This window comes from Bacillus pfraonensis (genome assembly GCF_050768835.1).
Lineage (GTDB): Bacteria > Bacillota > Bacilli > Bacillales > Bacillaceae_G > Bacillus_A > Bacillus_A pfraonensis.
Window position 1 is genome coordinate 26,201 of the sequence record NZ_JAHCDO010000005.1, and the last position, 25,920, is coordinate 52,120.

Here is a 25,920-nt window from a genome sequence, read left to right on the forward strand (position 1 = left end):
TAAAAGAAATCGATCCTTATTTTTATATGAAAAATTCAGAATAATAATTGACGCGATTGCAGAGCGGGTGTATTATTATATAAAAATATGAATTAATATACATTTAAAGTTATAAATATTTAATATAAGGAGATCGGTCATGCAAATTTCTAACGCGATTACAAGTGATGTGAAAGATATATATAACTTAATAGAAATATATTCGAAAGAGGGAGTTGTACTGCCGCGTTCACTTTTGTCTCTTTACCAGTACTTACAGTGTTTGTATGTTGTGAAAGAGGGGGAGGAAATTTTGGGAGTTGCTGGTTTGCATGTGTTGGGGGAAGATCTAGCTGAAATACGTTCGTTAGTAGTTTCGCATACATATGCAGGAAAAGGGATAGGGCGTATGCTCGTCAACCATGTGATAGATGAGGCGGCAAAGATAAAAGTAAAAAGGGTCATCTCATTAACGTATGAAACAGCATTTTTCGAAAAATGTGGCTTCGATTTTGTAAATAAAGACTTATTGCCAGAGAAAGTATGGATTGATTGTAGACATTGCTCGAAATTTGATTGCTGTGATGAGGTTGCGATGATTCGATATGTGATTTGAATTTAAGAGCGTATGCAGCACATACTCAGTGCGAATGTATTGTCATCATTGAGTATGTGTGGTTTATGATCAGGCATATCTTTGAATTTAGCGAGTAGTATTTAATTTTTTATAAAGTAAAACTTTAATATATGTATGAACAAGATCAATTATAAAAAAAATTGTGATTGACATTTTATAAATCATCTATGTACAATATATATGAATGACATTCAGTCATTTTATTTCGTGGAAGGGTGTAGATAATGTCTAAAAAAGAAAAAATTGTATACGCTGCTATCGAATGTTTTAGGGAAAAAGGAATTGAAAAAACAAAGATTTCAGATATAGTGAAATCTGCTGGTATTGCGCAAGGAACCTTCTATTTATATTTTTCTTCAAAACTATCTGTAGTGCCTGCTATTGCAGAAGTTATGGTGGAGAAGATGATATGTGCAGTTGAAGAAAAAACAAAAGCTAGCTCTTCTTTCTTAGATACATTTTCGCAAATTGTAGATGCAATTTTTGAGTTTACAAAGGAACATCACGAAATACAAGCATTAATATATGTCGGTTTAGCATCAACAGAACATATAAAGAAGTGGGAGAGTGTATATCAGCCTCTTTATGTTTGGATAAAACGTTTTTTAGAAGAAGCGAAGGATGCGAATGTAATACGGAATTCTATTCATGTTGAAAGAACTTCAAAACTTTTTATTGGTTTAATTGAATCAGCAGCAGAACAAATTTATTTATATGATTATGCAAAAGAGGAGGAAGCTAATTTACAAAAAGCTGAAGTTTTGGATTTTTTAACACATGCATTGAATATAGGAAAATAACTATCCATTGGATGTAACATGATGGATAAATTTTTTAAGTGGAAAATGAATGACAATCAGTCATAAAGGGTGGTAATTTATGAAAAATAAAGCTTGGTTATATGTAATATTAACATGTATTTTTGAAGTGTTTTGGGTATTTGGTTTTAACACAGCTCACACTTGGTGGCATTGGGTAATCATTATAGGAATTATTGGTATTGATTTTTACCTGCTTTCTAAAGCGTGTGAACATCTTGCGACAGGAACAGTATACGCTGTTTTTGCTGGAGCGGGAACTGTGGGAACTTTCTTAATGGATGTTTTTCTTTTTGGCGGAAGTTTTAGTCTAGGGAAATTATTCTTCATCGTTATGGTTGTAGCTGGCGTTATTGGTTTGAAGTTAGCTGATAACAAAGAAGAAAAAGAAGAAGAAGTTATGAAAGGAGCTGCTTAATAATGGGGTGGATTTTTGTTTTGTGTGCTGCAATAAGTGAAATTGTTGGAGTAATCGGTCTTAAAATGTACAGTAAGGATAAATCAATAACAAATGGTGCGATTTATCTAGGTGGATTTGGTATTTCTTTCGCATTCTTATACACATCTTTCCTGTTTTTAGAAGTCAGTGTAGCTTATGCAGTTTGGATTGGTATAGGGACAGCGGGTGCCGTTTTGTTAAATATGTTCTTATTTGGAGAGTCTAAAAGTAAGGCACGTATCATTAGTGTGGCTCTTATTGTATGCGGAGTAACGGGATTAAAGGCTCTTTCTTAAAAATAGAAAGACTTATTACAAAGTATACCCGATAGTACAGGAGGAGCTGTATTGGAGTTAATTCGTTTAGTTCTTATTTATCCCGCATTAACGGGCAGTAATACTCCCACCTCAAAATTCAGCGAGAGCAAAGAAGTTAGGTGGGAGATAAACTGTCCGTAAAAGCCCGATTGGTCAGGGCTAATAATCAGTGGGGGATGAAGAAAAACCCCACTGATTAAAGTTTCACCTTATACAGATATATAATGGAATGAAGAATAGATATAAAAACTCATATATTATGATTTGATCTCCTAATAGAAAAAGAAGAATATTCTTCTATGTTCTATTGGGGGATTTTCCTATGGAGAAAATAAAGATGGGATAGTCTAGATTACATCTCTTTTTTACTTTGAAAACCGCTTTTTAAATTTTGATTTGGTTACTCGAAAAATACATTAGAAAATTTTTTTAACTTTCACCCTATTGTTGACAGTACAATAAAACTTCATATAGAATGAATGACAGTCATTCTATACATGTGTGAAAGGACTCGGATAATGAATAAAAAAGAGAAAATTGTTTATGCAGCTATTGAAGTGTTTCAGGAAAAAGGAGTTGAAAAAACAAAGATCTCTGACATTGTAAAATTGGCCGGTATTGCCCAAGGGACTTTCTATTTGTATTTTCCTTCTAAATTATCTGTTATGCCTGCAATAGCAGAAGTTATGGTTGAAAAGATGATACACGCAGTAAAAGAGAAGGTACAAAATAATGAACCTTTTTCAAAGAAAGTTATGCAAGTGATAGATGCTGTCTTTGACTTTATAGAGGAAAATCGTGAAATACAAGCATTAATGTATGCGGGTCTTGCATCTACTGAGCATATAAAAGAGTGGGAAGCTGTATATGAGCCTCTTTATATGTGGTTAAGTCAATTTTTAAGTGAAGCAAAAGATTTAGGGGCAATTCGTAATTCAATTCACGTTGAAAGAACGGCAAAGTTATGTATCGCTCTTGTTGAATCTGCGGCAGAGCAAGTTTATTTATATGATCATAAACAGGATGATCAGGTCGATCTTCAGAAAGCTGAAGTACTAGACTTTTTAACGCATGCATTGGACATTCGTGAATAAATAGTTAGGTGAATCCATTTATAGTAAAGAGATGGGTTCATTTTGTTCGAAAATGAATGAAAGTCAGTCACTGTATCTTATATCAATGGGAAGTAAGATCCGACCTTAAAATTCAGTGTAAGCAAAGAAGTTAATGAGGATGAAGAAAAAAACTTACTGATTAAAGTTTCACTTTATGAAAAATAAGGTAAGAGGTAAATACTACAAATAAATCTCATCATTCCATTCATATAAAGGATATAGCTTTCACCAATTTTGTCCCGCTATTTGTGGAGGATGTCACTAATTAAAAATCCCTTAGGTATTATTTTGAAGAAGAGTTTCACATCAATGATTTTTACAGGAAGAGGTGTTAATAAATGAAGAAATCAATCAAAGAACAAAAGATGGTACTAATCATTCTTTTAAGCAATATATTCATTGCGTTTCTCGGAATTGGCCTCATTATCCCGGTTATGCCGTCATTTATGAATATTATGGGGTTATCAGGAAAAACGATGGGTTATCTTGTTGCTGTATTCGCAGTAGCCCAACTACTGATGTCACCATTAACAGGACGCTGGGTTGATCGTTATGGTAGAAAGAAAATTATCATAATTGGCTTATTTCTTTTTGGTACTTCAGAACTTATATTTGGTTTGGGAACAAATGTATGGGTACTTTATATAGCAAGGGTGTTAGGGGGGATTAGTGCTGCCTTTATTATGCCTGGTGTTACGGCATATGTTGCAGATATTACATCTATTCAGGAACGACCAAAAGCGATGGGATATCTTTCTGCTGCCATCAGTACAGGTTTTATTATTGGACCTGGAATCGGTGGTTTTATTGCAGAATATGGTATACGCGTACCCTTCTTTTTTGCGGCAGCCATCGCCTTTATCGCATGCGCTTCTTCCATATTTATTCTGAAAGAGCCGTTAACAGCGGAACAACTAGCAGAAATTTCGGCTAATACGAAGCAAACAAACTTTATTAGCGATTTAAAAAAATCATTAAACCCGCGTTACTTTATCGCATTTGTTATTGTATTTGTACTTGCTTTTGGTTTATCGGCATATGAAACTGTTTTTAGTCTATTTTCTGATCATAAGTTTGGTTTCACACCAAAAGATATTGCCGCTATTATTACAATAAGCTCAATCTTTGGTGTTGTTGTTCAGGTATTTCTATTTGGAAAGTTAGTAGATATATTTGGAGAAAAAGTCTTGATTCAGCTCTGTTTAATTACAGGTGTAATATTGGCGGTAGTCTCAACCTTAATCTATAATTTTTGGGTAGTATTGGCTGTAACTTGTTTTATCTTTCTCGCATTCGATTTACTTCGTCCGGCATTAACAACATTTTTATCAAAAGCAGCTGGAAAAGAGCAAGGATTTGTTGCTGGAATGAACTCAACCTATACGAGCTTAGGGAATATCGTCGGACCGGCTATGGGAGGAATATTATTTGATGTTAATATTCACTATCCGTATCTTTTCTCTGCTTTCATTATGGCTATTGGTCTTGGTATTACATTCATGTGGAAAGAAAAACAAATGGTAGAAAGTTTAGCGGAAAAAACAAGTTAAAATCTTTATCGTACTACGATAAAAAACAAAGGAGATCATATCTCCTTTGTTTTTTTTATAGTTCGCTAGCTGATTCTGCTGGGTGAATCCATAACTTCGAAAAGTCTGTCCAACCAAAAGAGTCAATCGTTACGTTCTTTAAAGAAGATGGATATGTTTTTTTCTTAAAAACATGATAATTAAATAGAATAATATACTCTGTTTGAAGGAATTCTTCTATTTCATACATTAGTTTGTAGCGTTTTTCTGTATTTTCTTCCAATAAAAATGTATCTAGTAAACAATCGAGTTGTTTTTGATAGTGGGGCTGCATAAAACGATTGATAAAGCAGCTGTTATTTTTAAATACATTAAGAAAAGCGATTTCTATATCTGAAGAGAAAACTTCTCCCATCAAAATAATATCAGCGTTCTGATCAATAGAGCGATTAGAGTAGTCTGAGACTGGGAAAGGATGCAATTCTACTTGTATACTTAAGTTTTGGCAACGTTCTTTTAGCCAAAGAGCATCATCGGCACTATCTTTAAAGGAGAAGAAATAAATATGTATCGTTTCACCTTGATAGGAACTCTTTTGTAAGTAATTTTTCGCTTTCTGTAAAGACCTGGATTGTTTTTCCGCTATCCTACTTCTTTCTGGAAAGAAGCTACATGCTGGAATAGTGCGTGTTCCTTTTAAATTATGAATGATGGATTCAACATCATATAGTTCTCTCCAAGCTTTTCGAAAATAAATATCATGATGTGGACCGGGTTTTGTAAAGTTAAATGCAGCATATATACAGCCAGTTTCTTCTATTTGTACATCATGTTCTTTTTTATTTTTATTATTTGGAATTTCACAATGTTTATGTATTTGTGCATGTTCTGGAATACGCCAAAACTCGATACGATCAACTAAAGCGCGTTCTTTAAAATAATCAGGAAATGCTTCTAATATCACTTGATCTTCATCATAACAATGTAATGTAAAAGCTCCTGTACCGATATAATGGTGATTTTGTATTTCAACATCATGGGGTAAAATGGCTAATTGCATCGAACTTACATAACGTAGAAAAAACAAGTTTGGCTTTCGGAGGTGAAAGTTTATTTGTAATGGTGATGGTGTTTCAATTTGTACAATTTCTTTTGTGAGCCATGCATAAGGAGATTGTACGTGTTGTAATCTTTCAAACGAAAATTGAACATCTTTGGAAGATAAAGTTGTTCCATGATGAAATTGGATTCCTTTTCGTAAGTAAAAAGTCCAAGTTAATTGATCTTTACTAACTTCCCATGTATGAGCGAGATGAGGCTCAATTTCTTCTGCGCTATAGTTATAAATTACTAATGTATCAAAAATTTGACTAATAAGATGACTCTCAGTTGTGATAGCTGCAAATGCTGGGTCGAGTGGTAATATTTTTCGAGAGCAAGGTATTTTTAACACATCGTACATATCGTTTACAGGTTGGTATCCAAAATGCTGTTGTAGTTTGTCTTCTAAGTTTTTTCGTAGAGAAGAAGGAAAAGGTTGTTTTAAAAGAAGGAAGACTTCTTTTAATTTATCTTGTTGTAAAAGGGATTCAGCATAAGGAATAATGACTTCTGAAATGGTATGGAGAAAGAGAATCTCACTTTTATTTCCACGTCCTCGTCCAGGTGTCCACGTAATTAAGTTTTCTTCACTCATTTTTCTAAGTAAAATTTTCACGTTTTTTGTAGTGCAATATAACATATCGGCTAATTCTTGCAAGCTATTTTGCATGTACTGTTTTTCCGGATCATGCAATCATAGTTGAATATAATAGTCCATCACTTTCATGTTTAAACGACTCCTTCCCAATAAAAGGGGGAATTCTTTAGAATATTCTAACCTTTTTCTTCCACTTTTTCAAAGTAAAATGAATACCTATAAGGAGGCGGAAAGAAATGGGATTTTGGAGTATGCATCGCAATATAAAAATTAGAATTATAACATCATTTTTAACACGCACTGTATCAACGATGATTTTCCCGTTTATGGCGATTTATTTTTCAGTAAAGCTAGGCAGTGTCCTTGCAGGTGTTTTATTACTAATAAATGTAATGGCAGCGCTAGTCATTGGGCTTTATGGTGGTTATATTGGAGATCGATTAGGACGAAAAAAGGTCATGATTATAGGGCAAGTGGTACAAGTTGTTTCAATTGCTTGTATGGGAATTGCGAATTCAGATTATGTAGATTCACCTTGGTTAACTTTCATTTTTATGTTAACGAATAGTCTTGGTTCAGGACTTATGAACCCGGCAACAGAGGCAATGCTAATTGATGTGAGTACACCTGAGAATCGAAAGGTTATGTATAGTATCAATTATTGGGCAATCAACTTTTCTATTGCGATTGGAGCAATCTTTGGGGGATTATTATTTGAACATTACCGTTTTCAACTATTTGTATTATTAACAGTAGTAGCACTGCTGACGCTATATTTAATTGCTGTATATATGGAGGAGGTATATGTCGCTCGGCCAATTATAAAAAAGCAGCATGTGCTAAAAGAAATGGTAGAAAGCTACAAAGTCGTGATGACAGACCGGGCATTTTTGATATTCTGTTTGGCAAGTATATGTACGTTATCGTTAGAATTTCAGCTTAATAATTATTTAGGCGTGCGCTTGCAAGAGGAATTTGAGACGGTGCAGTTTGCATTTGGAAATCATGGTACTTTTGATGTAACAGGTATCCGCATGTTAAGTTGGATTTCTGCGGAAAATACGATTTTGATTGTTTTATTTTCAGCTCTTGTTATTAAAATGACGAAGCGTTTTAATGATTTGAAACTATTATATGTGGGCTTGTTTATCTATACAATTGGATTTACAATACTTGGATCAAGCAATAGCTTGTGGATTTTATTGATAGCTGGTCTTTTTCAAACAGTTGGAGAGATGATGTATGTACCTGTTCGGCAATCGATTATGGCGGATATGATTCCGGATGACGCGCGGAGCTCTTATATGGCTATCAATGGTATGGTCTTCCAGGTAGCAAAACTGAATGGGGCATTAGGGATTATGCTTGGTTCATTCATTGCATCGTGGGGAATGAGTATTGTTTATTTTTTGATTGGTGTAAGCAGTATTGTATTGTTTATGAAAGCAATCAGAAGGAATGAATATCGTGAAGAAAGCATAACTCATCTTGGATAGAATTATACAAAAAGCGGATCATTTTTAGGATGATTCGCTTTTTATATAGCATTACGTTTCTAAAAAACATCTTCTTCAGCTAATGTATTGTTAGCGCGAGGATTCATTAAAAGATTTTTCAGTTCACCTACTTCAGAGAGAGCGACAAGGATATAGCCACTAATTAATACAATGAGTCCAATGACCCTTAATGTTTGCAAGCTAATTTCTCTTTTGTTTTCCTCGGAGTGATTTGGGGGCGTTGAAGTGTGCTTGTTGTTCATAGGCAGGCTCCCATCTTTTATATATGTGATCAAATATTTTTATACGATCAGGAAAATTCTAGTCATTTTCACTATATGAGAAATGCCTAAAAAAGTGATTAGAAATTAACAGAAGGGTGCTGGATAAGCATAAAAAGACCGCTATTTGCGGTCTTTTGTACTTATAAAGAAGCAATTCTTTTTTTTGCTTTTGGTACAATAATAAATTTGATGAAAAGCAAACTGATTAAGGCGATTGAAAAAGCAGGTAAAAGCTGCTGGATCCTGATTATCAGGATAACTGCAAATACCACTAGTTGAACGATTGCTAATGAAAATACAAGGGTAAGAAATTGATGTATTCGTGTGTCGTGTGAAATCGGATATAATGCTACAATATTATTTCCCGAAAAATATTTCCATAAGGCACGCAATTGCATAGAGGTCATATATAAGAGACAACAAGTAATAGCGCCCTTTGCAAATACATTCGGTACGAAATATAAAATGAAAGAACCAATGACAGTTAATCGAATATATATACCAAAATAATCATTTGCACGTAAGAATGATAAAGTGTTCAAATATAAAAAAGTAGCTTGTTTTTTATGTAAGATAGGTTCTAGCCAACTTGTTAGCCATATTCTTTGTTTGACTTGTTTTTTCAGCTGCGGAACATCGGTGAAAAAGTTGGCACATTGGTAAAAGCGCATGTCCATTTTTTCTTCTTGTTCAATGATATATTCCCAGCCGATTCGTTTTGTTGGTTGTTTTACTGTATAAAGAAGTATAAAGGCTGGAAGTAAGAGAACAGCACCTAATAGAAGGACTGATACGGATTGAAAAAGCATGTAAAGAATCAGTGCATTGCAAGCGAATCGAATCATAAACCAGATGTGGCCGCTATCGTGATCGCGCCATATCCAATTGATATATAGGTTCCAACCTTTTAGTAACATTAAAATGAAAAAGATCGTACATAAAAATGGAACGGTTGTCTGTAATGTTTGCATTGCCAGTGGTGTAATGATTAGAAACGTGAATAGCAATGGAAATAGCTGCATGACATAGTTATAGAGAAGAGATTTTTTGAAATAAGATGTTAATTTCTCTTCAAGTGCCAGTAAATAGATAGCATCGGGCTTTTGGATAAACGTGCGGATTTTACATCTCGTTATCATGATTGTAAGCACAGTTATAATGATTAATAATGCGATTCCTTTAGAAGGATAGGTTTTTAAAAACTTGGCGTAATAATACGCACCGATACATGAGATAAAGATGAAGCTATATAATAAACCACTAATCATCCGGAAAAAATACATCATGCTGTTTTGAAGATGTTTTTGAAAACGATCGTTCCACAGTGTTTCAATTGACATGTTTTTCACCTCTATCATCTATTATAAAGGTTTCTTTCGTGCATCAAAATAAAAAACGAACAAATTGCTTTAAGCAACTTGTTCGTTTTTATTTTTTTTATTTCGTTTCTGATCACGATTCATTAATGGGTAAAAGGCAAAGCCAATTACGAATAAGCCAATTCCAAGAAGGAATGTTTTTATATCTGAGGAGCCAGTTTTAATAACCCATAGTGCATAGCAAAGCGCAATGACTGCGACGATACCATCCATAATTCGTGAACCCATTTCATTTTTATATGTTTCACCAGTTACGACCAGTTTTAATTGGAAGATCGGTGAAACGAGATAAGGGATTAAGTAAGCTAAAGTTGAGACGGTAATAACGAATGTATAAGCTTCAGCAATTGTCCCTGATAATGTTGAGAATAGGAAGACTTGCGACATAATATTTGTCAGTCTTAATGAATAAATCGGACTTCCTTTTTTGTTTGTTTTTGCAAAGAAGGAAGGGAAGAAGCCTTCTTTTGCTGCTTGATACGGCACTTCTGAGCTTAATAAAATCCAGCCTAAGATCGAGCCGAATAGGGAAGTAAGAGCAAGGAGCGCCATTAGTTTTCCGCCGCCATGACCCATTGCAGCATTTAATGCGTCAGCTAATGGACGTTCAGACGCTTGTAGTTTATCCATATGAAGAACACCCATTGTTAAAATGGTAATTCCTAAATAAATGGCAACAGTTATTAATAAGCCAGCAACAGTTGCATGTTTTACCGTTTTTGGAGATTTCGCACGGTTTGACAAAAGAACAGCTGATTCAATACCGATAAATGCCCAAAGTGTTGTAAGTGCAGCTAAATTTACTTGTGAAAGCAGTCCGTGTGACACGCCTTCTTTATCAATCACTGGTGTGTACCATTGTCCAAATTTTGAAGCTTGAAATGCAAACAAAGTAACAACGATGAAGAGAAGGAATCCTGTTACCTTCGTTGTTGTCGCTAAAAAGTTTAATTTCCCAGCTCCGTTTACACCGTTTGTTAAAATCATATGTGTTCCCCATAATAAGAAAGAACAGATGGAGAATGTAATGAGCTTTCCAACTTCCACATCGAAAGTACCAATTGAAAATAAGAGACGTGTATCTTTCATAATCGGGAAGAAGAGTGATAAATAACCTGCAAAAGATGTAATAATAGCAACATTACTTGCCCAGTTTGCGACCCAGTAGCCCCAAACCATGCTGAATCCAGCCATTTTTTTCTTTTTTGGTGATGAAAATAAGGCATATGCGTGACTTTGTGGTCCTGTTGTTAAATCAGGACGACGAATTGCTAAATTACCGAAAACAAGAGCTAGCATTAAAACACCGAACCCTGTTGTTAACCAAGCTAAAGTAACACCGAGAGGGCTTGCTGTTTGTGCTAATGTACTTGGCACCATGAAAATACCAGCGCCAACCATATTGCCGACAACAAATGCTGTCAGTACCCAAAAGCCCCATTTTTTCTGTTGCATAAAAAATACCTCCAAAGTTAGTATAACCAAGTCAAGCGAGGAGATATGTATGTCTTCCAAAAAGGAAGTAAGGTAAGCTTCATACAAAACAAAAAAAGCACGTGTCATTGTCGCTACGTGCTTTCTATCTTATAGGAAACCCACGACATACCTCTCGATAGCTCTCCACAAACAAATTGTTTGTGACAGTTCTGCACTTATTAAGTAGCAGACCCAGCAAGAATGCATGGTGGACATTTCTTACTTCGGCAACCATTCCTTTCCCATTCGTTCATCGATGCCACTACATCTCCCGAAATGATACTCTTAATGACTGCAACCTCTACCTCACCGAGATACGAATGAGGATTTATGTATTAAATTTACGTATTTAAGGGTAACAAATGAATTTTTATACGTCAATGGATATAGTAATAGTCAGACTATGGAGAAGACTTTGTTATTATTAGAAGAGGGAGCTTTTTCGAAATAGGTTCTTTTGAAAAAGCTTGTCGATAGTTGTGTTAAATTTATGAAGTGTAATGTTTAAATATTATTTTATAAAGAAGAACGGAGGTTTGATATGACGTTAATTTGTTTGGAGGGTGCAAGTGGTATTGGTAAAACGGCAACGTGTAGAAATATTGCGGAATTGTACAATGCTTATGTGATTCCAGAAGTGAATTTCTTATTTCAGCGCCCTAATCCTGAACTGGAAAATTGGTATCTCGAAAGGCAAGTTGAAAGATGGCAAATCGCACAAGAAAAACTAAAATCGTATGATGTAGTTCTATTTGATGGAGATATTTTTCAGCCCATTTGGTATAACTGGATTTATCAGGGGGAATTCCCACAAACTTTACCGTTTTTGAAAGAGTTTTATGTAAATCAAATGAAACGAAAACATATAGGATTTCCGGATGTCTACATTCATCTTTCTACAAGCGAAACAGAATTAAGAAAAAGGAAAGAAAATGATACTACCCGAAGACGAAGTAACTTCGAAAAACATCTAAGTCTTATAGAACCACAAAAGCAGTATTTTCAATATATGCATACTGTTTCTCCTAATGTAGTCCATTTTGTAGATGCAGTTAGTATTGAAGAGAATATAAAAAGTATTTTTGAGATTGTGTCTAATTTGAATAAAGAAAAGCATAATAATGATTCTGTAACTGTATTTGAGAATGTAATGGATTGGTTAATGAACAGTGATCCTAAAGCATGTGAGATAAGTGAATAGGGGAATGAAAGAATATATATCACTTGATTTTCTAACATATATATCCACTCGCTTTCTCTTTTTGTTCTCACCTGGCATGGGACCCAAAAAGACACTGACCGCCTCTACCTATGGCCGGACGCTCTCTTCCCACCTAAAAAGAATGGTTTTTTCCCGGTTTTTCAATTTGTATTTATCCCGCATTAACGGGCAGTAAGACCCCCACCTCAAGATTCAGAGGGAAACGAGGAAGATAGGTGGGAGATCAACTGCCCGTAAAAGCCCGATTGGTGAGGGCTGATTAAAGTTTCACTTTATATAAAAAGAAGCTAATCTACAGCCGTAGATTAGCTTCTAAAATGTTACATTAAGTTTAATACAGTTACTTTTTCACGTGTCATAGACTCAAGGCTCTTACGAATACCTTGTGCTCCCATACCAGAACCTTTTACGCCGATGAATGGGAAGTGGTCAGGGCCACGCTCTGTACGTCCGTTAATTTGAACAGAACCAGTTTCGATTTTGTTTGCAATTGCAAATGCTTTATTAATGTCTTTTGTGAAGACACTTGCTTGTAAGCCGAAATCTGATTTGTTCGCAATTTCAATTGCCTGCTCATCAGAAGAAACGCGGATGATTGGAAGGATTGGACCGAATGGCTCTTCCCAAGCAACTTTCATATCCTCTGTTACATTGTCAATTAATGTTGGGTAAATTAAGTTACGCTCGCGCTTGTTACCGATAACGATTGTTGCGCCTTTTTCTACCGCATCGTCAACTAAACCTTGAACGAAATCAGCAGATTTATCATCGATTAATGGCACGATTGTGCTGTCTTGTTCTGGAGAACCAACAGTTAATGCAGCTACATGATCTTTTAATAAGCTAACAAGTTCGTCTGCTACATTTTCATGTACAAGTACGCGCTTGATTGCAGTACAACGTTGACCAGAGTAAGAGAATGCACCGCTTACGATATGTTTTGCAGCTTCTTGTAAATCAGCATCTTCACGTACGATGCCAGGGTCTTTGCCGCCAAGTTCTAATACAAGTGGAATCATCGCAGCTTTTTTCGCTAAGTGTTTACCCGTATTTGTACCACCTGTGAACGATACCATATTGATGCCAGGATGTTCTACTAAGTAGTCACCAATTACAGAACCGCGTCCAGTTGCTACGTTTACAAGTCCTTTTGGAAGACCAGCTTTATGAAGTGCTTCTACCATTTTAATACCGCTAATTGCACCTTGTGTTGCTGGTTTAAAGATAACAGCGTTACCCATAATAAGAGCTGGTGCAAGTTTTGCAGCAGATAAGTTTACTGGATAGTTAAATGGTGCGATGGCTAATACAACACCAAGTGGTGCACGTTGAACGATTGCAAGTTTAGATTTAGATCCGCCAGGGAAGCTATCACCCATCATGCTTTCGCCATGCATATGTAATGCTTCGTCTACAGTGTAGCGAATAAGATCTGCTGTACGAACAACTTCTTTTTTCGCATCTTTATAACCTTTACCGACTTCTTTCATTACGATATCGGCAATTTCATCTTGCATATTTACAAGCTCATCAGCCCATTTATATAAATATTTTGCACGATCTTGAAGAGATGCTTCAGCCCAGTCCTTTTGAGCTTCTTTTGCTGATGCAATTGCTTCGTCAACTTCCTCGCGAGTAATCGCTTGTACTTGTCCAATTACTTCATGTAAATATGGTGACGGAATATCAATTGTTTGCCCAGAAGAGCTTTCTCTCCATTCACCGTTTAAATAAAATTTGTACGTATTGCTAGTTATCGTTGTCATGATTCGTCCTCCTAAAATAGCAACTTGTAAGAGTGAGTATATGGTGATTGTAGGGGGTTTGAGAATATTTTTCAAACAAAATGTTTATGAAAACGATTTCTTGTATGATTTTAATTTTGTATGCCCTTTCTGAAAGGGGTTTACTTTATTTTTAAGTGAAACATAGGGTTTATAAATAGTATTAATAGATAATTTTTTCGAGTATGGGAAAGGGAGTATGTATTTTATATTTCTTGTGATAAAAGTTTGTTTTATAAAATAATAAAAAAAACAATTGACAGAAAAGTTCATAAAGTTATAAAATTAAAAATGGAAAATAAATGAAGGAGGTGTGCGTGATGATTGTAATTGTAAATATGACTGGCTTAGCTAGATTACATGGTGGAAAACGTTCATATCATTACGCAACCCGTACGGAAAGATAGTGCTTTTTTGTCTTTAAAAAAGCGTACGTTGCGTATTTCGTAACGTACGCTTTTATGCGTTTTTGCGCATATCGTCAAGCGGCGGTATGCGCTTTTTTGTCTCTATTTTTGGTTGTTTCCATACTTTGTATGGTTCCGATAAAGAAAAATATGGAGGGTGAGAAGATATGGTGAAACAGTATAGCTGGCGAGGTGTAAAATGGGGGGCTTTTGATAGCGGATAACAGAAATAGACTGAAACAAGATCGAGAAGGGAGAGATTTTATTGTTTTCAGTATTACAAAAGTTAACATGGTTTTTTAAAGAGCATTGGAAGAGGTACAGTATCGCAATTGGCGCGCTTTTAATTGTAAATGTAGTAGAGATAATTCCTCCAAAAGTAATTGGCTTAACAATTGATCATATAAAAATAGGATCTTTAACAAGCGAAGTAATTATGAAATATATTTGGATTTTAGTCGTGACGACGATAGTTGGATATATACTCACGTATGTATGGCAACATCAATTATTTGGTGGTTCATTTGTTCTTGAAAAAACGATGCGGTCAAAATTTATGGGGCACTTGCTGAAGATGACACCGACCTTTTATCACAAAAATCGTACGGGTGATTTAATGGCAAGGGCGACCAATGATTTAAAGGCGATTTCTATGACTGCTGGTTTTGGGATTTTGACACTCGTGGATTCTAGCTTATATATGCTAACGATTGTTTTTATGATGGGCTTTTCAATTAGTTGGGAGCTTACAATTGCGGCACTTCTTCCTTTGCCGATTATGGCATATGCAATGAACATATATGGGAAGAAGCTACATGAACGCTTTACAATTGCGCAAGACGCATTTGGAGATATGAATGATAAAGTGCTTGAATCGATTGCAGGCGTGCGTGTGATTCGTGCATATGTACAGGAAAAGGCGGATGAAGACAGGTTTCATAGGTTAGGAACAGATGTATATGAAAAAAATATGAAAGTAGCAAGAATTGATGCGCTGTTCCAGCCGACTGTGAAGATGCTAGTTGGTCTTAGCTATTTGATTGGTCTTGTATATGGAGCATTTTTAGTATTCCAATCAAAGGTGACGCTTGGTGAACTTGTGTCCTTTAACGTTTACCTTGGAATGATGATTTGGCCGATGTTTGCGATTGGTGAATTAATCAATGTGATGCAGCGCGGAAATGCTTCGTTAGACCGCGTTAATGAAACGTTAGCGTATGAGCCTGATGTGAAGAACGTGAAAAAGCCGAAGCGTGTACACGAACCAGAGTATATCGACTTTGATAAAGTTTCCTTTTCATATCCAGCTTCACCAGATATGAATTTGAAACATGTTTCTTTTTCATTGAAACAAGGAGAAACACTTGGCATTGTTGGGAAAACAGGGAGTGGTAAAACGACTCTTGTTCGTCAGCTTCTTCGTCAGTATCCACTTGGTGAAGGGGATATTACAGTATCGGATGTGATGCTAGGTGAAATTTCGACCGAGAACGTACGAGGCTGGATTGGGTATGTACCACAAGAGCATATTCTATTTTCAAAAACAGCACGCGAAAATATTTTATTTGGAAACAGAGAAGCAAGTGAAGAGGAACTTGAAAAGGCGATTGAAATTGCAGCATTCAAAAAAGATTTAGAGTTCCTTCCAGAAGGGTTAGAGACACTTGTTGGAGAGAAAGGCGTTTCTTTATCTGGTGGGCAAAAACAGCGGATTTCGATTGCACGAGCCGTTATTCAAAATCCAGAAATTTTAATTTTAGATGATTCATTATCAGCTGTAGATGCCAGGACGGAAGCGGCAATTATTGAAAATATACGAAGAGAAAGAAGCGGAAAAACAACCATTATCACAACGCACCGTCTGTCAGCTGTGCAGCATGCGGATTGGATCCTCGTTATGGATAATGGTGAAATCATTGAAGAAGGAACGCATAATAGGCTCGTGTTGAACGACGGTTGGTATGCGGAGCAGTTTGAAAGACAGCAGGGCGAAAAGGCCGGGGGTGAGGTGAAAATATGAATGTAGGAAAGAGGTTATTTCAGTATGCTATGAAAGTAAAGGGGCCCATTTTTACGGCACTAGCAATGTTATTTATTTTCGTTATTGCAGAGCTGGCAGGTCCATTTGTAGCAAAGATAATGATTGATGATCATATTGTCGGAATTGAGAAACCGTGGCATGAAACAGTGCAAGGTGAGGATGCCGTACTTTATAACGGAAATTGGTATAAACGGAGTGACCGTTTTGAACAAGGGGAACAAAAAGGAAAAGAAGTTCGTATTATACAGGTCGGTTTCACTTATTATTTTGTACCGAATAAAGTTGCAGCAGAGGGAACACGTTCTGTAAAGGGAGATATGATTACAATTCAAAGCGGAAAAGCGGCGCAAGTGTATAAAGCGAAAATGTTAACAGGTAAAGAAGTATATTCGTTTTATGAACCTGAGATAAAACGATTACTCTTACTTGGCGGAGGATATTTTGCATTATTGTTAGTTGTATCTTTATTTGCATATGGTAAGCAGTTCTTCTTACAGAAAGCATCGAATAAAATCATTCAAATTATGCGTGAGGATGTCTTTTCCCATATTCAAACATTACCAATTCGTTATTTCGATCACTTGCCAGCAGGAAAAATTGTATCGCGTGTAACGAATGATACGGAGGCAATTCGGGAGTTATATGTAACAGTTTTAGCGACATTTGTTTCTAGTTTTATTTATATTATCGGAATTTTTATTGCGTTATTTTTACTGGATATTCAATTGGCACTTTTATGCCTAATCATCATACCAATTTTAATTGTTTGGGCTGTTGTGTATAGAAAATATGCTTCTGTATACAATCATAAGATGCGTTCTCGATTATCAGATATTAATGGAACAGTGAATGAGTCCATCCAAGGAATGCCTATCATTCAGGCATTTCGTCAAGAACGTACAACGAAGAAAGAATTTGAAGAATTAAATGAAGATTACTTCAAGTACCAAAACAAAATTTTAAATTTAAATGCAGCGACATCCCATAACTTAGTAGGTGTCTTGCGCAACATTGCCTTTACGGGAGTTATTTGGTATTTTGGCGGCGCTTCTTTGAGTGCTACGGGAATGATCTCTTTAGGGGTGCTGTATGCATTTGTCGATTATTTAACAAGACTTTTTTCACCCATTACAAATATGGTGAATCAGCTTGCAAACTTAGAACAAGCGCGCGTTGCATCGGAACGTGTATTTGAACTGTTAGATGAAAAGGGAGAAATAGTTGAAGAGGAACGTATCCCACGTCTAAATGGAAATGTTCGATTTGATGATGTTTCATTTTCTTATAATGGGAAAGATGAAGTATTAAAAAATATTTCTTTCGAGGCGAAAAAAGGAGAGACGGTTGCCCTCGTTGGTCATACTGGATCGGGGAAAAGTTCCATTATGAATGTACTTTTCCAATTTTATGAGTTTCAAAAAGGAAAATTGACAATCGATGGGCATGACGTGAAAGATATACCCAAGCAAGCACTCCGTGAACATATGGGAATTGTATTGCAAGATCCATTTCTATTTAGTGGTACAGTTGCATCGAATGTAAGCTTAGAACATCCGAGGATTTCAAAGGCTAAGATTGTAAAAGCACTGCACGATGTAGGGGCGGAGCGATTTGCTAACAATATAGAAGAGGAAATTACCGAAAAAGGAAGCACGCTTTCAACAGGAGAGCGTCAACTTATCTCTTTCGCACGTGCGTTAGCATTCGATCCTGCTATTTTAGTGTTAGATGAAGCAACTTCAAGTATTGATACAGAGACAGAAGCGATGATTCAAAAAGCGTTAGAAGTTGTGAAGAAAGGAAGAACAACCTTTATCATTGCACATCGCCTTTCAACAATTAAGAGCGCAGATCAAATTATTGTGCTTGACCGAGGAACGATTCTGGAAAAGGGATCTCACGCCGAATTAATGGCGAAAAAGGGTCGTTATTACGACATGTACAAAACACAAATGGAAGGAAGCCAAAGTGCATAACTTTCACGAAATGTTCAGAAAACTTTAAAGCAATGTTTACAAATGCTCCCGTCTCTTTCCTTATCCATGTGATATGTTGGAGGAAAGGAGGAGATAGGGATGGAAGAGTTATCAGTAACATTTAACATTGCTTTCTTTTTATTATTGTGCGGGATGATTGGATATTGTGTATTAGAGTCTTGAGAGAGCTTGCTGGTTTAGCAAGCTCTTTTTTTAGTGGGGATAGCTGCCTCTTGTTTTTGTCGTTATGTGTCGGAGCGTCGATATCTTTTGTCGAATCGCTGATATATTTCAATTTGCGCCGATATATTGTGAGAAACGGTCGATATATTTGAAAAATCGCTGATAAAATTTCATTTACTAATTCTCTAGCAACTCAATTCCGGATATGAAGGACAAAAGAATCCTCCTGACCGCATCTATGCATGGTGGGGGTCCTCTCTCCCACCCAAAAAGAAAAGTTTTTTTGTTTTACCTTTTTCTTTATAAATGCTATATTTAAACATGTTACTTATTTTTTGTATGTATCGATTTTGTATCATTCTGTTTGATTATGAAGAAAAAGGATACACTAATGACGAACATTTTCATTGAAAAATTGTTCAAGATTGCATACAATCAATATAGTTTTTAAATTCCTATCAGAATACTTGGAGGATTAACATGATGAAGAAATTATTTTCAGTGTTTGCAGTAGCTACTCTCGCAGTTGGAATTGTAGCGGGCTGTGGCAACGGAGAGAAAAAAGATACAGCTACTAGTCAAGATGCATTACAACAAATTAAAAAGAACGGTGAAATTGTTGTTGGTACGGAAGGTACATACCCACCGTTTACATTCCACGATGGAAGTGGGAAATTAACTGGATTTGACGTTGAGTTAACAGAAGAAGTTGCAAAACGTCTAGGTGTGAAGCCAGTATTTAAAGAAACGCAATGGGACAGCTTACTTGCTGGACTAGATGCAAAACGTTTTGATATGGTTGCGAATGAAGTTGGAATTCGTGAAGATCGTCAAAAGAAATATGACTTCTCTAAACCATATATTTCTTCTTCAGCAGCGCTTGTCGTTCGAAAAGACAAAGATAAGCCAGCATCATTTACAGATATTAAAGGTTTGAAAGCAGCGCAGTCCTTAACAAGTAATTACGCGGAAATTGCAAAGAAAAATGGCGCGGAAATCCAGGGGGTAGAAGGATTTAGCCAAGCGGTAGAATTACTTAACTCAGGACGTGTTGATTTCACAATCAATGACAAGTTATCAGTTTTAAACTATTTAGAAACGAAAAAAGATGCAAACATTAAAATTGCAGCAACAGAAAAAGAAGCATCACAAAGTGGGTTCTTATTCCGTAAAGGTAGCGATACATTAGTACAAGAAGTAGATAAAGCGTTAGAAGAGATGAAAAAAGATGGTACGTATGACAAAATAACGAAAAAATGGTTCGGTGAAAATGTATCTAAGTAGTGCAGTCGTTACAGATCGATTATCTACATGGATAGATATTATGCAAGCATCCTTCATGCCTATGCTGGAGGGTGCTCTTTTCACGACGATTCCATTAACGCTTATCACATTTGTGATTGGTATTATATTGGCGACCTTGACGGCTTTAGCTCGTATTTCAAATAGTCGTTTGCTGCAATGGATCGCTCGTATCTATGTATCTATTATTCGCGGAACACCACTTCTTGTACAATTGTTTATTATTTTCTATGGACTTCCAACTTTAAAAATTGAGATTGATCCATATCCAGCAGCTGTTATTGGATTTTCATTAAATGTTGGTGCGTATGCATCTGAAATTATTCGTGCATCCATTTTATCTATTCCAAAAGGGCAATGGGAAGCAGCGTATACAATTGGGATGACATACCCGCAAGCATTAAAACGTATTATTTTACCACAAGCAACACGTGTATCGATTCCGCCGCTTTCCAATACTTTTATTAGCTTAGTGAAGGATACTTCATTAGCATCGTTAATTTTAGTAACAGAGATGTTCCGAAAAGCACAGGAAATCGCATCGATGAACTATGAGTTTTTAATTGTTTATTTTGAAGCAGGCCTTATTTATTGGGTAATTTGTTTCTTACTATCTATCGTGCAACAAATATTAGAAAAACGTTCAGAGCGTTATACTTTAAAATAATCCTTTCATAAAAGGAGTTTTTGTTTTTATGATTTCAATTCAACATTTACAGAAAAGTTTCGGAGATAATACCGTACTAAAACATATAGACTTATCAGTTGAAAAAGGCGAGGTAGTCGTAATTATTGGGCCATCTGGTTCAGGTAAGACAACATTTTTACGTTGCCTAAATGTATTAGAGACGCCAAATGCGGGTGTTGTTCGTATTGGTAATAAGGAACTGGACTTCTCAAAGAAAATAACGAAGAGCGATATTGTAAATCTTCGTACGCAAACGGGTATGGTGTTCCAGCATCATAATTTATTTCCTCACTTAACAGCGATTCAAAATGTAATGGAAGGGCTTGTTACAGTGAAAAAAATGGGGAAAGAAGATGCGAAGAAAAAAGCGACGTATTTCCTTGAGAAGGTTGGACTTGGTGACAAAATGGATTTATATCCATTCCAGCTGTCAGGCGGACAACAGCAGCGCGTAGGGATCGCCCGTGCGCTAGCTATGGAACCAGAGGTTTTATTATTTGATGAACCAACGTCAGCGTTAGATCCAGAACTTGTGCAAGAGGTCCTAAAAGTCATGAAGGAACTTGCAAAAGAAGGAATGACAATGGTGATTGTAACGCACGAGATGCGCTTTGCTCATCAAATTGCGAACCGTGTGATCTTTATGGATGGCGGCGTTGTTGTAGAACAAGGAACGCCAGAAGAGGTATTTACTACTCCGAAAGAAGAACGCACAAAGAAATTCCTGCAAATGCTTCAGTAAATAGAAAGGTCTCAGGGCGAATGCTCTGAGACCTTTTTTGCCATATATATTTATTTTTGGAATCCACCAAGGCTTTGTTCAGCCATTGCTACTAAACGTTTTGTGATTTCGCCACCAACAGAACCGTTTGCACGAGCTGTAGAGTCTGCTCCTAATTGTACACCAAATTCTTGAGCGATTTCGTATTTCATTTGATCGATTGCAGCTGATGCACCTGGTACTACTAATGGATTTGAAGAATTTTGGTTTGCCATAGGAATATATCCTCCTTAGAGTATAAAAGTTTTTTGGTTGGATTAGCTGGAGTTGAACCAGATGATCGCCCCGTTTGGCGCCAATCCATCGGTTGTGGTGAATGTACTCATAGTATGGATGTTACCTAGAAAGATATGCGAAATAATAATTTGTAAATTTTGTAAATATATAAACCGCCGTTATGGATAATTAAAGATGATCTGCACTCTTTTTCTCTATTGGTTTTCACGTGGCATGGGGCAGGAAAAGAATCTGATCGCTTCCATGCATGACCGGATACTCTCTAAAAAGAAAGGTTTTTCAATTTGTATTTATATACATCTATTTCAATCTTTCCACACATGAATCATGGTTATGAAAACAAAAGCAGATTTCCACTCGCTTTCTCTTTTTGTTTTCACATGGCATGGGGCGAAAAAAGGAACTGCCCGCTTCTATGCATGGCCGGATGCCCTTTCCCACCTAAAAAGAAGGTTTTTTAATTTGTATTTTTCTAAAAGAAGGTCACACTAATCATAAATAGGAAACCTCTATGATTGGAGGAGTTGTAATGGCGATATGTCCACTTTGTAATGCATTGGAGTCTCAAACATATTCTTGCCGGGTTTGTACGAATGTACTCCAAGATTATGGAAAAGTTGTCGATTATATAGATGACTATAGTGCGTACATGGATCAAGATTTGTTAACAGCAGTAGACGGTTTAACGAGGGAGAATTCGGAGAAATATTGTGTTCATGTTTTTTATTGTGGGACATGCGGAACACAAACTGAATTAACAGTGAAATTGATATAATGAAAAAACTTCCACCTATTATCGGGTGGAAGTTTCATCCTTTGGTAATCGTCTTTTCGAACGAGAAAGACAGCTTTCTGTTAAATATATGGCATACTCGTAAAATAACTGTTTCGTCAATTCATCATATTCTTGTAATTTTTCGGACTGAAAGACAGTTCTTCCAGGTTTAGAATTGGCTTCAAATAACCAAACCTTCCCATCTTTATCTAAACCTAAATCAAAACCAATTTCTCCAATATTTCCTTTCATGCACTGATCTAAAGTAGAACTTAATTGTATGGCTACATCTGTTAATTTATTCGTAATTCGAATACGCTCCGTTGCATCAGGGAAAATATCTTGGAGTAGTTTTACTTCTCCGCCGCTATTTATATGAGTTGTCATACTGCCTTTTCCAGCGATTTTCGCAACGATGGCACTAACTCTCCAATTACCAAAACGATTTTTATTTGTATGAATTCGAAAATCTACCGGTTGCCCACCTATACGTAATAAAACAATTCCTTGCTGGACGATAAATTCTTTTAAATCCTGCCCTTGCATAACGTGATTAATCAATGTTTCTAAAGAGTAATACTTTCGTAATTTATTTTGTTGCCCTTCACGGTAACGACAATAATAACAGCTTTCTGTAGTAGAATAAAAAATTTGATAAATGTTTCGTCCAAAACTACCATGCACAGATTTCATATAAACGTGTTTGTATGATGATAAGAAATGTTCTACTTGTTCGAAGTGCTGAAATGTTTCTGTTTGAGGTAACAGAGAAGCAACTGTTTTTTCATTTATAAGAAGTTCATGTATATTCCATTTGTTGAAAAATCCTGGATTGAACCATGGAATGGCGTACTTTGTTTGTAATTGTTTTTTTGCCCGAATGATAGGTTTATAACTTTCTGCTTGCCGATTAGGTAATCGATCGTAAATAACGTTTGGAAAAGGAACTTTACATTGCACCCAGCTTTCCTCTTTGAAAAAGTAGCCATCAATCGTTTCTTCATCCCAGTTTATATGTTGTGCACCAAATAAGAAAACGAATGGATGTAAAGGGTCGGGCGGGATTAGTAAATCCTTGAAACTGTTAGAGCGATTGCCGACGGGATGGGAAGCGGATTCCGTAAAACCTGTTGTGAAAATACCGATTAGTGGCCCAAGTATAAGGGTTTGATTTTGAATGAAAGCATGCATGGCGGTTGAAGATGGAAGCAAGAGTTCTTTCGCAATCTGTTCGCCTATTATAATTTCGTGAGCATAAGTATAATGAATTTCAATATTTTCACATGCCGTATGTCGCGATCCAAAGGAAAGAAATGTAAGGGGAGAAGTACTAGAAAATATATAAGGCAATGTTAGCGACCTTGGATGATCGGTAGAAATTTGTAATGTGTAAATATGATCTTTCAATATAGTCGTCACTCCTTTTTCAGTTACGGTGTAAATGGGTTAAACCGTAATGGACCATGGGTAGCTTCTTTGGCCCATGAATAATCATGCTGTTTTCTCATTAGCATGTATAATCTCAAGTGCTCTATTTTATCCATTATGTAGAAAGAGAAGAGAGAAATACTCCATTATTTTTTGTTTCTATTGTGAAGTTGCGCGATAGTGGCTTCAATACATTGCAAATATGCTTCCATATCATTATACTGTTGTCCGTATAACGATATTCTATTTTTGGATGATCAATGTTTTAGCAGGCAGGTTGAAAAACGTACAGAAAACCTTTTCTTTTTTAGGTGAGAGAGTTCGGCCATAGATAGGAGCGGTCTGTGCTCTCATGCCAAGTGAAAACAAAGAGAGAGCACAAGTGAAGTCCTCTTTTTGTTAGTCGTAGCTGTGAATGAAGCATTAAGACTGTTGGTAATATAAACTGTGGAAAATCGTAAAAGATAGGTGATGGTTTGTTTTATCCCGCTACTTTAGGGCAGTAATACTCCCACCTCAAAGTTCGGCGAAGCAAAGAAGTTAGGTGGGAGATAAACTGCCCGTAACGGCCCGATTGGTGAGGGCTAATAATCAGTGGGGGATGAAGAAAACCCCCACTGATTAAAGTTTCACTTTATCTTGTCCTTGTAACAAGTTGTAGTAAGATATGTGTATACTTGGAGAAATGGAAGGTTGGTAGTGTAATGAATATGTGGTTAAATATGTTAACGACAACAGGATTAGGAGCAATAATTGGTGGATATACGAACCATTTGGCAATAAAAATGTTATTTCGTCCGCATCGCCCGATTTATATTGGGAAGTTTCGTGTGCCATTTACACCAGGGTTAATTCCGAAACGTCGTGATGAACTTGCTGTTCAATTAGGAAAAATGGTTGTAGATCATTTGTTAACGCCTGAAGGAATCGGAAAGAAATTAACAGATGAAAAATTTCAGCAAGAGCTTATTCAGTGGGCACAAGTAGAAATAGATAAAATTTTGGTGAATGAGCAATCGCTGCGAGAGGTTTTAGAAAAATGGAGTTTGGAGCATGTGGAAGGGGAAACAATCAAAAAAATTGAAAGTATGATTGTGGAAAAAATTGATGCGTTTTTATCACAATATGATACATATACGTGGGAACAAGCTTTGCCTCATTCTGTTCATGAAAAAGTGGAGCAAATGATTCCGAATGTAGCGTCATTTATTTTGGAAAGAGGGATAAGCTTTTTTGAAAGCGAAGAGGGAAAAGAGCGGCTTGCCAAAATGATTGATGATTTCTTTGCTTCGCGAGGTACATTATTAAATTTAGTAGGTATGTTTTTAGGGAATGTAAGTTTAGTGGATCGTCTGCAGCCAGAAGTGATTAAGTTTTTAGGACAAGAAGGAACGAAGCAGCTTTTAAGTGATGTCCTGCAAAAAGAGTGGGAGAAATTAAAGGGAAGAGAAGTGAAGGAACTGGAGTCCTTTATCGAGAAAGAAACGGTTGTAAAATCAATCTTATCAACAATTAAAATAGAGGAAACCGTAAGAGGTTTTTTCAATCAATCTGTTCAAAAAGTGTGTGAGCCAGTTCGGGAACGGGTTGTACAAACAATGATTCCGAATGTAGTGAAAAAAGGTTTAGCATGGGGTAGGCACAATACCGAACAAATCTTGAAAAATTTACGTCTTGCTGAAATTGTACAACAAGAAGTAGCTACATTCTCAACAGAAAGATTAGAAGATCTTGTGTTATCCATTACGAAAAGCGAGCTGAAGATGATTACTTATTTAGGAGCGTTATTAGGAGGGACCATTGGATTGGTTCAAGGTGTGTTGTTGCTTTTTCTCGCGTAATGAAAAACCTTTCTTTTTTAGAGGAGAGAGAGGATCTAGCCATGCATAGAAGCGGTCAGTGCCTTTTTTCGTCCCATGCCAAGTAAA

At 36.3% G+C, this 25,920-nt stretch carries 22 protein-coding genes and 1 riboswitch; of the genes, 15 read left to right on the forward strand and 7 right to left on the reverse strand.

Features of this window, described 5'->3' with window-relative positions; genetic code table 11:
- The first annotated feature begins 139 nt into the window (after positions 1-139).
- From KFD70_RS06480 to KFD70_RS06505, 6 genes are all read left to right on the forward strand, one after another.
- Positions 140-595 (forward strand): N-acetyltransferase, encoded by a 456-nt coding sequence (locus KFD70_RS06480; protein WP_336450727.1) that lies wholly within the window; start codon positions 140-142, stop codon positions 593-595.
- 242 nt (positions 596-837) lie between these two features.
- Positions 838-1,416, forward strand: a complete 579-nt coding sequence (locus KFD70_RS06485; protein ID WP_431613078.1) for a TetR/AcrR family transcriptional regulator — start codon at positions 838-840, stop codon at positions 1,414-1,416.
- Between the two features lie 79 nt (positions 1,417-1,495).
- Positions 1,496-1,852, forward strand: a complete 357-nt coding sequence (locus KFD70_RS06490; RefSeq protein WP_241817106.1) for a DMT family transporter — start codon at positions 1,496-1,498, stop codon at positions 1,850-1,852.
- Between the two features lie 2 nt (positions 1,853-1,854).
- A complete protein-coding gene (locus KFD70_RS06495; protein ID WP_336450729.1) occupies positions 1,855-2,169 on the forward strand; it encodes a DMT family transporter in 315 nt (104 codons plus the stop codon).
- Positions 2,170-2,705: 536 nt separating this feature from the next.
- Entirely contained in the window at positions 2,706-3,284 is a 579-nt protein-coding gene (locus KFD70_RS06500) for a TetR/AcrR family transcriptional regulator (RefSeq protein WP_336451012.1), read from the forward strand.
- 359 nt (positions 3,285-3,643) lie between these two features.
- Entirely contained in the window at positions 3,644-4,855 is a 1,212-nt protein-coding gene (locus tag KFD70_RS06505; RefSeq protein ID WP_336450730.1) for an MFS transporter, read from the forward strand.
- Between the two features lie 55 nt (positions 4,856-4,910).
- Here the strand turns inward: KFD70_RS06505 and KFD70_RS06510 are convergent, their stop codons facing one another.
- The gene (locus KFD70_RS06510; protein ID WP_336450731.1) at positions 4,911-6,605 is read right to left on the reverse strand and encodes an SgrR family transcriptional regulator; all 1,695 of its coding nucleotides are present in this window, start codon (positions 6,603-6,605) and stop codon (positions 4,911-4,913) included.
- Positions 6,606-6,769: 164 nt separating this feature from the next.
- Between KFD70_RS06510 and KFD70_RS06515 the strand changes: the two genes are divergently transcribed.
- Positions 6,770-8,029 carry an MDR family MFS transporter gene (locus KFD70_RS06515; protein WP_431613028.1) on the forward strand — a complete coding sequence of 420 codons (1,260 nt, stop codon included), beginning with the start codon at positions 6,770-6,772 and terminating at the stop codon, positions 8,027-8,029.
- 59 nt (positions 8,030-8,088) lie between these two features.
- Here KFD70_RS06515 and KFD70_RS06520 read toward each other — a convergent pair whose 3' ends face one another.
- The 3 genes from KFD70_RS06520 to KFD70_RS06530 all read right to left on the reverse strand — a co-directional run bounded on the left by KFD70_RS06520 (position 8,089) and on the right by KFD70_RS06530 (position 11,147).
- Positions 8,089-8,292 carry a hypothetical protein gene (locus KFD70_RS06520; RefSeq protein ID WP_174101943.1) on the reverse strand — a complete coding sequence of 68 codons (204 nt, stop codon included), beginning with the start codon at positions 8,290-8,292 and terminating at the stop codon, positions 8,089-8,091.
- A 161-nt stretch (positions 8,293-8,453) separates the two neighbouring features.
- Entirely contained in the window at positions 8,454-9,653 is a 1,200-nt protein-coding gene (locus KFD70_RS06525) for an ABC transporter permease (RefSeq protein WP_431613029.1), read from the reverse strand.
- Between the two features lie 69 nt (positions 9,654-9,722).
- Positions 9,723-11,147, reverse strand: coding sequence for an amino acid permease (locus tag KFD70_RS06530; protein WP_336450734.1), 1,425 nt, complete (start codon positions 11,145-11,147; stop codon positions 9,723-9,725).
- Positions 11,148-11,297: 150 nt separating this feature from the next.
- A riboswitch (Lysine riboswitch) is annotated at positions 11,298-11,480 on the reverse strand.
- A 229-nt stretch (positions 11,481-11,709) separates the two neighbouring features.
- Here KFD70_RS06530 and KFD70_RS06535 point away from each other — a divergent pair.
- Positions 11,710-12,369: an AAA family ATPase gene (locus KFD70_RS06535; protein ID WP_336450735.1), complete on the forward strand. Its 660-nt coding sequence runs from the start codon at positions 11,710-11,712 to the stop codon at positions 12,367-12,369.
- A gap of 341 nt (positions 12,370-12,710) precedes the next feature.
- Here KFD70_RS06535 and gapN read toward each other — a convergent pair whose 3' ends face one another.
- Positions 12,711-14,156 carry an NADP-dependent glyceraldehyde-3-phosphate dehydrogenase gene (gapN, locus tag KFD70_RS06540; protein ID WP_336450736.1) on the reverse strand — a complete coding sequence of 482 codons (1,446 nt, stop codon included), beginning with the start codon at positions 14,154-14,156 and terminating at the stop codon, positions 12,711-12,713.
- A 690-nt stretch (positions 14,157-14,846) separates the two neighbouring features.
- Here gapN and KFD70_RS06545 point away from each other — a divergent pair.
- The 5 genes from KFD70_RS06545 (at position 14,847) to KFD70_RS06565 (ending at position 21,513) form a co-directional block, all read left to right on the forward strand.
- A complete protein-coding gene (locus KFD70_RS06545) occupies positions 14,847-16,601 on the forward strand; it encodes an ABC transporter ATP-binding protein (protein ID WP_336450737.1) in 1,755 nt (584 codons plus the stop codon).
- Positions 16,598-18,598, forward strand: a complete 2,001-nt coding sequence (locus tag KFD70_RS06550) for an ABC transporter ATP-binding protein (RefSeq protein WP_431613031.1) — start codon at positions 16,598-16,600, stop codon at positions 18,596-18,598. Before KFD70_RS06545 ends, KFD70_RS06550 begins: the two co-directional genes overlap by 4 nt.
- Positions 18,599-19,264: 666 nt before the next feature.
- Positions 19,265-20,065, forward strand: coding sequence for an amino acid ABC transporter substrate-binding protein (locus KFD70_RS06555; RefSeq protein WP_336451013.1), 801 nt, complete (start codon positions 19,265-19,267; stop codon positions 20,063-20,065).
- Positions 20,052-20,750, forward strand: a complete 699-nt coding sequence (locus KFD70_RS06560) for an amino acid ABC transporter permease (RefSeq protein ID WP_336450739.1) — start codon at positions 20,052-20,054, stop codon at positions 20,748-20,750. The genes KFD70_RS06555 and KFD70_RS06560 overlap by 14 nt, the downstream gene beginning before the upstream one ends.
- A gap of 28 nt (positions 20,751-20,778) precedes the next feature.
- Positions 20,779-21,513, forward strand: coding sequence for an amino acid ABC transporter ATP-binding protein (locus KFD70_RS06565; protein WP_336450740.1), 735 nt, complete (start codon positions 20,779-20,781; stop codon positions 21,511-21,513).
- A 50-nt stretch (positions 21,514-21,563) separates the two neighbouring features.
- Here the strand turns inward: KFD70_RS06565 and sasP are convergent, their stop codons facing one another.
- Positions 21,564-21,767 carry a small acid-soluble spore protein, SasP family gene (gene sasP, locus KFD70_RS06570; RefSeq protein ID WP_174101963.1) on the reverse strand — a complete coding sequence of 68 codons (204 nt, stop codon included), beginning with the start codon at positions 21,765-21,767 and terminating at the stop codon, positions 21,564-21,566.
- 551 nt (positions 21,768-22,318) lie between these two features.
- On the opposite strand from sasP, the gene KFD70_RS06575 reads away from it, so the two are divergent.
- Positions 22,319-22,564: a hypothetical protein gene (locus tag KFD70_RS06575; RefSeq protein WP_336450741.1), complete on the forward strand. Its 246-nt coding sequence runs from the start codon at positions 22,319-22,321 to the stop codon at positions 22,562-22,564.
- An 18-nt stretch (positions 22,565-22,582) separates the two neighbouring features.
- Here the strand turns inward: KFD70_RS06575 and KFD70_RS06580 are convergent, their stop codons facing one another.
- Positions 22,583-23,971 (reverse strand): YheC/YheD family endospore coat-associated protein, encoded by a 1,389-nt coding sequence (locus KFD70_RS06580; protein WP_336450742.1) that lies wholly within the window; start codon positions 23,969-23,971, stop codon positions 22,583-22,585.
- Between the two features lie 725 nt (positions 23,972-24,696).
- Between KFD70_RS06580 and KFD70_RS06585 the strand changes: the two genes are divergently transcribed.
- A complete protein-coding gene (locus KFD70_RS06585; RefSeq protein ID WP_336450743.1) occupies positions 24,697-25,833 on the forward strand; it encodes a DUF445 domain-containing protein in 1,137 nt (378 codons plus the stop codon).
- Positions 25,834-25,920: the final 87 nt, after the last annotated feature.